Below are 8,924 nucleotides of genomic sequence, written 5' to 3'. Positions count from 1 at the left end.
ACCTGGAACAAGCCTATACCAGTTGACCAAAGCCAATGACAATTAGAGGTTATCATGTAGTGCCCAGTTATGATTACTAATATTAGGAATACTTAGGTTAATTTCAAACCTAATATACAGGTTCCGGAAGGAAACAGATTTTTTGCCTGGAACGTACTGGGCACGATTTGAAACCATCTCAAAGTACGAGATGTTTCCAAACTCGGCCTTTGAGATAAGTTGGGACAATTCCCCAACTAACTCAAACTTCAGTACTGAGGCAAAATCTATTCCCTTCCTACACCTGGGGTTGAGCTCTCTTGCAGTTAAAAACAATCCTTACCTTTTTTTGTTGGTGGGCGTGGTTTGCTTATTTGTTGGTGCTTATGGGATTAAAACCAAAGTCAAAATCTAATGGACATTGCCCTTTCGGGCTTGTCCATGTTTTTCCTATTTAATATTTCTGCTTTTTCCTTTTTCTACTTGACTGTCACGTTAAGGTACAGTTTATAGTAAAAATATGCTGAACTTAAGCAAACTAAATGTTGAAGAGGATATTTTAAATGCCACATACTAATAAAAAATTTAAAAATGTTCAAGAATGGCTTGGGGTTCCTTATGGTACTGCTGACCGATTCCAAAAAGCTCAAATTGTTCCGTTTGATTCTCACTCTGAATATAGTCAAAGTGGTCCGGCTTCTATGCAATTAACGGATCCTGCTTTTTTAAACTCTGACAAAGGTGAAAGTGAAGATTGCTTGAATCTTAATATTTGGGTTCCTGATAATGTCACTGAAAAACTACCTGTTGTTGTTTACATCCACGGTGGTGGTTGGACTTATGGCGCTAACTCTCAAGATACTTCTGATTTATCTGGGCTGGTTGCTAGTGGCAAGGTTATTGGCGTTTCGCTTAATTACCGTCTGGGTCCTCTTGGTTGGCTTGAGTTATCTCAATATGGTGGAAAATTTAAAGATGCTAGCAACTTGGGACTGCAAGACATGGTCCTTGCCTTAAAATGGATTCACCAATATATTGAATCTTTTGGTGGTGACCCTAATCAAGTCACTCTTACTGGTCACAGTGCTGGCTCATTTTCACTATTAACTTTGTTGGCGGTACCTGAAGCTGATGGATTGTATACCCGATTAGCAGCATTTTCTGGATATGCTGCACGTTATATTCCAGCCTGGTGGGCTGAAGAATTAGCCGACAAAGTTTTGAAAAACCTAGACTTTTCTTCACCTGAGCAATTACTAACTGTTGATCCTAAATCGTTAATGGATGCAATGAATAAAGCTTTGCCAAACGATGTTTTGAAACGCGGTAATATTGATACACTTTCAATCGGTATTGTCGAAGATGAATTTTTACCAAATGGTGTTTTAAAAGCTAATCCTGCTGACGTTATTAAAAGTGGAGAACATAAGGATGTTGATTTGATAATAACTTCAACAACCGCTGAAGCAAGTTGGTATGCTGCTAATTTACCAGATAATATTGATCCAAAAACTATCGAAGCTGTGATTGATGAAATGGTTTACGATTGCCACATTCCACGCAAACAAGCTGAGTCTATCGCTTTACATTGTGGCGCTGGCAAAGATTCACCTCTCGATGTCAGAACTCGCTTCTTTACAGACTATAATTTCACCATACCAGCTATTCGGGAAGCACACGATCATGCTCAAGCTGGTGGACGCGTTTATCAACTGAGTGTCGGCCCAGTTGAAGGTTCACCCGCTTATCACGGTACTGATATGTACGGTATTGTTGGTCAAGAAGCCCCTGACGCCAGTCAAGAACAACTTGATCGTGATAAATTTATTAGTCAAACGCTACTCAACTTTGCTACTGATCAACACGAAAAATTGTGGTCACCAGTGAAACCGGACCAAATAATCATCAAGGATATTGGTCAAAGACCTTATAACGGAGTTGAACATGCCAAAACTGTACTAGAACTATTTAAAGGAGTTCCTCGTCCATAATTGATTTTTAAATAGAAAGGTGGTTAAAACCACCTTTTTTATTTGGTTAAAACAGATTTTAAAGGAGCAGAATAAGTTTTGACAAAGAAATTTTCGTTTTTTTCAAAAGATATTATTTGCGTCATGTTAGCAACTTTCTTTTATCAATTTAGTATTCAAGCAGTTAACCCACTAATGAATGGATATGCCCGAAGCTTAGGAATTAGTAGTGCTTTTGCGGGTATTATTGTTGGAGTTATGAGTATCACTTCAATGATATTAAGACCATTTGCCGGAAATTTAACTGATCGTATTTCTAAATATTGGCTTGCACTAATCGGTGGTAGTTTGTGTGCAGTCGGAGATTTTGGATACCTTTTTGCTATAAACACACCCATACTATTATTTTTTAGAATCATAAACGGTGTGGGTTTGGTTCTGTGTACCGTTTGTCTAGCAACTTGGATGGCATATTTAGTACCAAGGCAACATCTTGGAGCGGCGATGGGCTATTACGGATTATTAAATGCACTTGCAATGGCAATTGCTCCTGCCCTAGCAATCAGCATCTATCAACTTCTAGGATATAAATTAATTATCATTCTGGCAGCTTTGAGTGCTGTGGCGATGGTAGTTGTAATACAATTAATCGATAATCATGCAAAGCCTATAATTAAGCCAGAAGAACAACACTTTAAGCTCATTCAACGGGATGCCTTACCGGTAGCAATCATCTTTTCGTTATTGTCTATTCCCTTCTTCGTTACCCAAGCAGATATTGTCATGTACGTTCAAGAACGCCATTTGAACATTACCGTAAGTCTTTTCTTTTTATGTTATTCAATTGTCTTGATTGTCATTCGTATTCTATTAAAAAATTATTTTGATACCGTTTCATTCGGTATTTGGTTTTTTATCTGCATAATTGCAACTATTGGTTACATCATTCTTTTAACAATCATGCAAAACAACTTTGAAATGATCTTGGCAGCAGGATTAATGGCAGTCGGCTTTGGAGTTATGGTTTCTGTATCCCAATCAACATCCCTTTTATTAGCCCCCTTGGAAGAACAGGGCCTTGCCAATGCAACTTATTATTTGGGAAGTGATATTGGAATGTCAGTTGGACCAATCATTGGTGGAATCCTACCAACCATTTTTCCACTAAAATTCTTTTACCCAGTGATGTTACTAATCGTTCCTTTAACAGCAATCATCTACTTATTCAATCGTCACAAGCTCAATGCTGCGGTGGAGTCTAATTAAAAACCTATCATGCTAAAATTGATTAATTTAAAAAAAGCTTCTACTATCTAGATTTTGAATCTAATAGTAGAAGCTTTTTATCTTATACATTTCAACAGAGGCCAGATAACAGCTTGCCTATACCCAACTGGGTTTATCGCCATCTGTATTTGGTTTGTTGACACCAATTGATGCTTTACTGAACTTCGATGGATCCTGAGCAATATCAACAACAATTTGGGCAATCGATTTTCTCGAAACTTCAGTACCCTTAAAAGGTTCACCCTTTTGTGTAACTTCATAGTCAACTTCATCTTTATTAGTTAAATAAGCAGGTCTAATGATTGTGTAGTCAAGATCTGAATCTTCAAGTACTTTGGCCCCAGCAGCATAGTTTGGTAAATAGTCAGCCAATGTCTTGTTGTTCCACTCACCAAATTTGCCAGGAACTTCATCGTAAATACCAATTGTTGAAATCCATACTAGCCGAGTTTTATCAGACGCGTGCATTGCCTTAACAATTGATTCAGCTTGTTCTTTAAGATTATCTCCAGCTAAGTTGGCGTATACCATATCAATATCTCTCATTGAACCAACTAATTTATCAACATCCGTTGTATCTCCATCAATTAGTTCGATTCTGTCTTCATACTGAGACGCTCTGTCGCGCAATCGATCCGCATGTCTCAAATACAACTTCATATTATCGCCTGTTGAATCTAAGAAAATGTTTTCACTCAATTGTGCAATTTGACCGTTAGCACCTAATATTAAAATATCTGCCATATTCAGAATCCCCCGTCATTTTTACTGTTTTAAACGTAAATAAGCTTTCCCCTAATTATAGGCCTTGTAATTTTACACTAATCAACTAGGAACATGTTCTGTATAAAATAAAAAGTATGGATTCAGCTTTTTGAGGTTATCCAGTTTCAAGATGAAAACTAGCTCAAAAAAAGAATCCAATCCGAAACAGATTGAATTCCAAATCTCAATGCCAATAAAACTGACAACAAGATTCTACTATCTAAATTTATACCAAGGTGGACACCTAACAGTCTAAAGGTTTGAGTAAACCTAGCCCGAAGGTGGAGTACAGCGGGGCGCCAGCCGTGACATTGTTGTTGGGTCGGCCATAAGCCGGCCTTACAACAAGGAAAGCTAGTGAGACCGCACTATGGCTCACTCGTTTCCCATGGCGTTCCGCCCCCGCAGTACGGAGCCTTAAGGCGAAAGTGACCCTCCAACTAAACTAGTACCAGCTAGGTTTGTCACCATCTGTATTAGGTTTGTTTACACCAATAGATTCTTTGCTGAACTTAGAAGGAACCTGAGCAATATCAACAACAATCTGTGCAATAGACTTTCTTGAAACTTCAGTACCTTTGAAAGCTTCACCCTTTTGTGTTGTCTCGTAATCAACTTCGTCTTTGTTAGTCAACCAAGCTGGACGAATTACAGTGTAATCCAAGTCAGAACCTTCAATAACTTTAGCAGCTGCTGCATATCTTGTAATGTAGTCGCCTAATGTTTCATTGTTCCACTTACCGAATTTTCCAGGAACTTCATCATAAATACCTAATGTTGAAATCCATACTAGACGTGAAACTCCTGCTTTGCCCATGGCTTCGACAACTGCCTTGGCTTGATCCTCGATATTATTTCCAGCCAAGTTTGCATAAACCATTTGGACATCTTTCATTGATTCTACTAATTTGTCGACATCTGTTGCATCCCCGTCGATCAATTCAACACGGTCATTTGCTAAATCACGTAAACGATCTGCACGTCTCAAATATAATTTCAAGTCGTCCCCTGTGTCACTTAGAAAAATATTTTCGCTTAATCGGGCAATTTGTCCATTTGCTCCTAAAATTAATACATCTGCCATAATTAATTTCTCCCATCTCTTTGATTTCTGTCTTCAATATAAATGAGATGATAATTAAACACAAAAATAGCTTCTCGTTTAATTGAAGGTAAGCATATAATTATAAAAATTATGTTTCCGGTACCAATATATTACAAATCAACACTTTGTTGAAGCGCACTTTCTAAGCTGGTACCGTAATTCTCACCAAATAAATTGACATGTGCCAATAAATAATAAGTTTGGTACCAAGGAACTCGTAACTCCCAACCTTCATCTAATGGATATTCCTCGTTGTATCCATCGTAGAAATCTTGAGAGAATCCACCGAATAAGACGGTCATCGCAATATCCATTTCACGATTTCCGTAGAACACATCTGGATCAAATAAAATTGGTGTACCATCGGCTTGGAATCCAACATTTCCGTTCCACAGATCACCATGCATCAAACTTGGCTCAACTTTATGATCTGCATAATATTCACGAATCTTGGTTTGAAATCTATTCATTAAACTCTGGCGGTATACTGTCCAGTCGCCATGTTTTTTAATTTGTTCAACCAAAACATTCAATCTCTGGTTGATATAAAAGTCTGACCAATTATCTTGCCAAGTATTTATCTTAGGATTTTTGGCATTCTCAATATTATGATCTAGTCCAAATTGTGGAGCATGTTTTTCATGCATCTTAGCAACCATTTTCCCTAAATCCTTTTGGCTACCTTCTCCAAATTCCAAATAGTTCATCAACAAATAACCATTACGTTCAAAAGTTCCTGATTTTATTGGTTTAGGTGCATTAGCTACTTCATTGATCAAATTAAGTCCTTCAATTTCGTGGTCGAAAAAGGTTTCATCGTTTTTAGGTTGGACTTTCAGAAAATAATTTTCATCATTTGTGGAAATTTTGAAAGCTAAATTGATGTCTCCCCCAGAAACTGGGGCAAAATCTTTTACATTATCTATTCCAAGTTCTTGAAACCAAGCTTTATTTAGTCGCATTTACATCTTCCTTTCGCAAAAATCTACACTCTCATGATATAATTTTAGATGGAACTTAATGGGGCATCAAGGGAGGATACCTATGTCGAGTAATATTGCTCATTTGATTAAAGTGGCTTCGAATGAGATTTCTCGTAGTGTTAACGATTTTGCATCTGATTATGATCTTACAGGTACGCAAGTTCAGATAATTGATTATTTGACAGGCTTACCAAATGACGAGGACGTTTTTCAAAAAGATATTGAAGCTGAATTCAATATTCGAAGATCAACTGCTACAAACATTCTCAAGATAATGGAGAAAAAAGAACTAATCAAACGTGAAGCAGTCGAGTCAGATTCGAGATTGAAAAAAATCACCGTATTGCATAAGGCGAAAAAGCTACAAAAGAACATTGATGAGTTTATGAAAGAAAACGACCAAAAGATACTTTCAAGCTTAGGCGCCTTTGAACGACGCGGATTTTTACATGCATTACAAAAATTACCCGAAAAATTGCAAAGCATTGAGCAAAGTGAGGTAAAGAAGCAATGAAAAAAGTAATAATGGATTGCGATCCTGGTATTGACGACGCAATCGCTTTAACTGTTTTACTTGCACATCCCGAAGTTGCAGATGTGATCGGTGTTACGACCGTTGGTGGTAATGTAACGCTCGACCATGTCACAGCAAATGCTAAAAAACTTTTGACATTCTTAGGTTCACATGCAGAACTTGCATCTGGCCAAGATCGTCCATTAGTCAAAGAAATCGAAACTGCCGGAGAGATCCACGGTAAAACTGGTATGGATGGTTATGATTTTCCTGCCGAAAGTCAAAATTATCCTCTTGCTAGTGATAATGCTATCACATTTATGCATGATAAAATCGTTGCTAGTGACGAACCAGTCAGTATCGTTGCAACCGCACCACTTACAAACGTTGCATTGTTGCTAAAGACATTTCCAGAAATCCATGACAAGATCGAGGGGATCTACGTTATGGGTGGTTCAACACTTCAAGGAAATATTACTTTGGCATCAGAATTCAACGCTTATGTTGATCCGGAAGCAGCACAAATCGTTTTCGATTCCGACGTTGACGTTACACTTGCCGGTTTGAATCTGACTGAAAACAAAGCCTACATGTTGATGGATGAAATCAACTCCATCAAGGATTTAGGACATGTTGGCGAAATGGCACACGCTATTTTGGACTTCTATTCAAGCGCTGAACTTGCAAAAGGAATGACTAAAATTCCAGTTCATGATGCTTGTGCCGTTATCAGTTTGATTGCCCCAGAGTTATTCACAAAGAGTACTAATTACTCAATCGATGTTTCACTAACAAATGACCAATTCCGTGGAATGACATACCCTGATCGTCGTATCTACGCAGACGAAAAGAATGATGTTAAGGTGTTGGAAGACGTTGATAGAGATGCATTCGTAAAATATATTTTCGATGCTATCAAAAGCTATAATTAGTAAGACCTTCGGGTCTTATTTTTTTTCAAACAAATATACATTATTGTATTATAATTAGATTAATAGTCAGAGGGGGCTACTAAATCATGAAAAAAATTAAGTCACTAGCATTGTTGACAGCTACAGCCTTTCTACTAACACCCATCTTCGGTGTTTCTGCATCACAAGCAAAAGCTACGACGACTGTTTCAGGCGACTCATTAACAGTTTCAAAAACAGCTAGCAACTACACGACATCACGTAATACAAGTTATGCCGATATCATGCAAAACGAACATTTTTCAAGAAACACGATCGGTTATTACATTAATCCAGGTCTCGCTACAGGAGTCAAAAAAGACATCCGTGCTGCCGCACTTCAATGGAATATGAATACAAACGTCAACCTTTACGAAACAACTAAGTTGAATCAAGCATCCATCAATTTCACAAATGACGGTACATCAAATACACAAAATGGTTTGACTAGAAATACCGTTGCTAAGAATGCCGGCGGTTTTACTGAAGTTGTTTCTACAAAGATCTACCTATCTAGATATAATTTTGGTCAAAATACTTTGACAGTAACTGGCCGTCGTATCGTTGAACACGAATTGGGCCATGCACTAGGTTTGAAAGATTCTTTCGCAGATTCAACTGGCACAATTATGTGGTACAAGACACCTAACACAGATATAACAGCAAAAGATATCAAAGCAATCAATACTTATTACAAGTAGGAATTCCGATTCCGACAGAAAAACGATTTTTCGGTCTGGAACGCAGTCGACGCCATTTTAATGTTTTCCAAGTTCGGGAAAATCTTAAAACTGGGTCTTGTTCTAAACTGAGTTCCTCAGTTAAGAACAATTTGACTGCTGAGACCAAATCGTTTTTCTGTCTCCATCTAGTTTAGACGGTACTTATTTTTTTAGTTTGTAAGAATATGAATACTACACGAGGATGTGATCTATATGAAAAACAAGAAATCAGTTTTCAATTTTGCATATTTCGTTTCCTATTTCATCTGTAGTTTGATTATTCTAAATATTTTAGAACCAATTCGAAGACTTCTAGATTTATACCTGCATGGTACAATTTTTAACATAATCAATGGGTTGATCATTATGTTACTATTCTTACTTGCAGGTTATATCTCACTTCTTGTTTCTTCAAAATTTACGAAGTCAAAATAACTTAATATTTAAGCAGTCACATCAGAAATGATGTGGCTTTTTTGTTACGTCATATCCATAAAAAAAGAATCATTCCACAATAAAGAGAATGATCCTCATATTTTTACTCTTGAATTTACACTCTAAGTGCAACACCTTTTATAAATAAAAACTGACTCATCAGAGACAGCGTAAAATGAAGTTTGTCTAGAACAACATTTACGGAGGTCAACTA

The 8,924-nt window shown here is 37.3% G+C and carries 9 protein-coding genes; 6 read left to right on the top strand and 3 right to left on the bottom strand.

All coding sequences use genetic code 11. The features are described from left to right. Positions 1-542 precede the first annotated feature (542 nt). Positions 543-1,970, top strand: a complete 1,428-nt coding sequence (locus EKM63_RS11140; RefSeq protein WP_125706627.1) for a carboxylesterase family protein — start codon at positions 543-545, stop codon at positions 1,968-1,970. 78 nt (positions 1,971-2,048) lie between these two features. Continuing rightward, positions 2,049-3,215, top strand: a complete 1,167-nt coding sequence (locus tag EKM63_RS11135; RefSeq protein ID WP_125706625.1) for an MFS transporter — start codon at positions 2,049-2,051, stop codon at positions 3,213-3,215. A 117-nt stretch (positions 3,216-3,332) separates the two neighbouring features. On the opposite strand, the gene EKM63_RS11130 is transcribed toward EKM63_RS11135, so the two are convergent. The 3 genes from EKM63_RS11130 to EKM63_RS11120 all read right to left on the bottom strand — a co-directional run bounded on the left by EKM63_RS11130 (position 3,333) and on the right by EKM63_RS11120 (position 6,068). Then, complete coding sequence (locus tag EKM63_RS11130; RefSeq protein ID WP_125706623.1) at positions 3,333-3,980, bottom strand: NAD(P)H-binding protein; 648 nt, start codon at positions 3,978-3,980, stop codon at positions 3,333-3,335. A 466-nt stretch (positions 3,981-4,446) separates the two neighbouring features. Then, the gene (locus EKM63_RS11125; RefSeq protein ID WP_125706621.1) at positions 4,447-5,085 is read right to left on the bottom strand and encodes an SDR family oxidoreductase; all 639 of its coding nucleotides are present in this window, start codon (positions 5,083-5,085) and stop codon (positions 4,447-4,449) included. A gap of 131 nt (positions 5,086-5,216) precedes the next feature. Beyond that, positions 5,217-6,068, bottom strand: a complete 852-nt coding sequence (locus EKM63_RS11120; RefSeq protein ID WP_125706619.1) for a fructosamine kinase family protein — start codon at positions 6,066-6,068, stop codon at positions 5,217-5,219. An 82-nt stretch (positions 6,069-6,150) separates the two neighbouring features. Here EKM63_RS11120 and EKM63_RS11115 point away from each other — a divergent pair, with 82 nt between their 5' ends. The 4 genes from EKM63_RS11115 (at position 6,151) to EKM63_RS11100 (ending at position 8,710) form a co-directional block, all read left to right on the top strand. Further along, positions 6,151-6,603 carry a MarR family winged helix-turn-helix transcriptional regulator gene (locus tag EKM63_RS11115; RefSeq protein WP_125706617.1) on the top strand — a complete coding sequence of 151 codons (453 nt, stop codon included), beginning with the start codon at positions 6,151-6,153 and terminating at the stop codon, positions 6,601-6,603. Next, entirely contained in the window at positions 6,600-7,535 is a 936-nt protein-coding gene (locus EKM63_RS11110; RefSeq protein WP_125706615.1) for a nucleoside hydrolase, read from the top strand. Before EKM63_RS11115 ends, EKM63_RS11110 begins: the two co-directional genes overlap by 4 nt. Before the next feature lie 86 nt (positions 7,536-7,621). Beyond that, on the top strand, positions 7,622-8,254 hold the full coding sequence (locus EKM63_RS11105; RefSeq protein ID WP_125706613.1) for a matrixin family metalloprotease: 633 nt from the start codon (positions 7,622-7,624) through the stop codon (positions 8,252-8,254). Between the two features lie 234 nt (positions 8,255-8,488). After that, the gene (locus EKM63_RS11100; RefSeq protein ID WP_125706611.1) at positions 8,489-8,710 is read left to right on the top strand and encodes a hypothetical protein; all 222 of its coding nucleotides are present in this window, start codon (positions 8,489-8,491) and stop codon (positions 8,708-8,710) included. Positions 8,711-8,924 lie beyond the last annotated feature (214 nt).

It is taken from the genome of Companilactobacillus mishanensis (assembly GCF_003946505.1).
GTDB classification, from domain to species: Bacteria; Bacillota; Bacilli; order Lactobacillales; family Lactobacillaceae; genus Companilactobacillus; species Companilactobacillus mishanensis.
This window is presented reverse-complemented; position numbering and strand designations above follow the sequence as displayed.

What these genes read in the sequence shown, in the direction of transcription:
- EKM63_RS11140 (WP_125706627.1), top strand. Translation starts at nt 543, where the DNA reads ATGCCACATACTAATAAAAAATTTAAAAATGTTCAAGAATGGCTTGGG.
- EKM63_RS11130 (WP_125706623.1), bottom strand. Translation starts at nt 3,980, where the DNA reads ATGGCAGATATTTTAATATTAGGTGCTAACGGTCAAATTGCACAATTG.
- EKM63_RS11125 (WP_125706621.1), bottom strand. Translation starts at nt 5,085, where the DNA reads ATGGCAGATGTATTAATTTTAGGAGCAAATGGACAAATTGCCCGATTA.
- EKM63_RS11120 (WP_125706619.1), bottom strand. Translation starts at nt 6,068, where the DNA reads ATGCGACTAAATAAAGCTTGGTTTCAAGAACTTGGAATAGATAATGTA.
- EKM63_RS11115 (WP_125706617.1), top strand. Translation starts at nt 6,151, where the DNA reads ATGTCGAGTAATATTGCTCATTTGATTAAAGTGGCTTCGAATGAGATT.
- EKM63_RS11110 (WP_125706615.1), top strand. Translation starts at nt 6,600, where the DNA reads ATGAAAAAAGTAATAATGGATTGCGATCCTGGTATTGACGACGCAATC.
- EKM63_RS11105 (WP_125706613.1), top strand. Translation starts at nt 7,622, where the DNA reads ATGAAAAAAATTAAGTCACTAGCATTGTTGACAGCTACAGCCTTTCTA.
- EKM63_RS11100 (WP_125706611.1), top strand. Translation starts at nt 8,489, where the DNA reads ATGAAAAACAAGAAATCAGTTTTCAATTTTGCATATTTCGTTTCCTAT.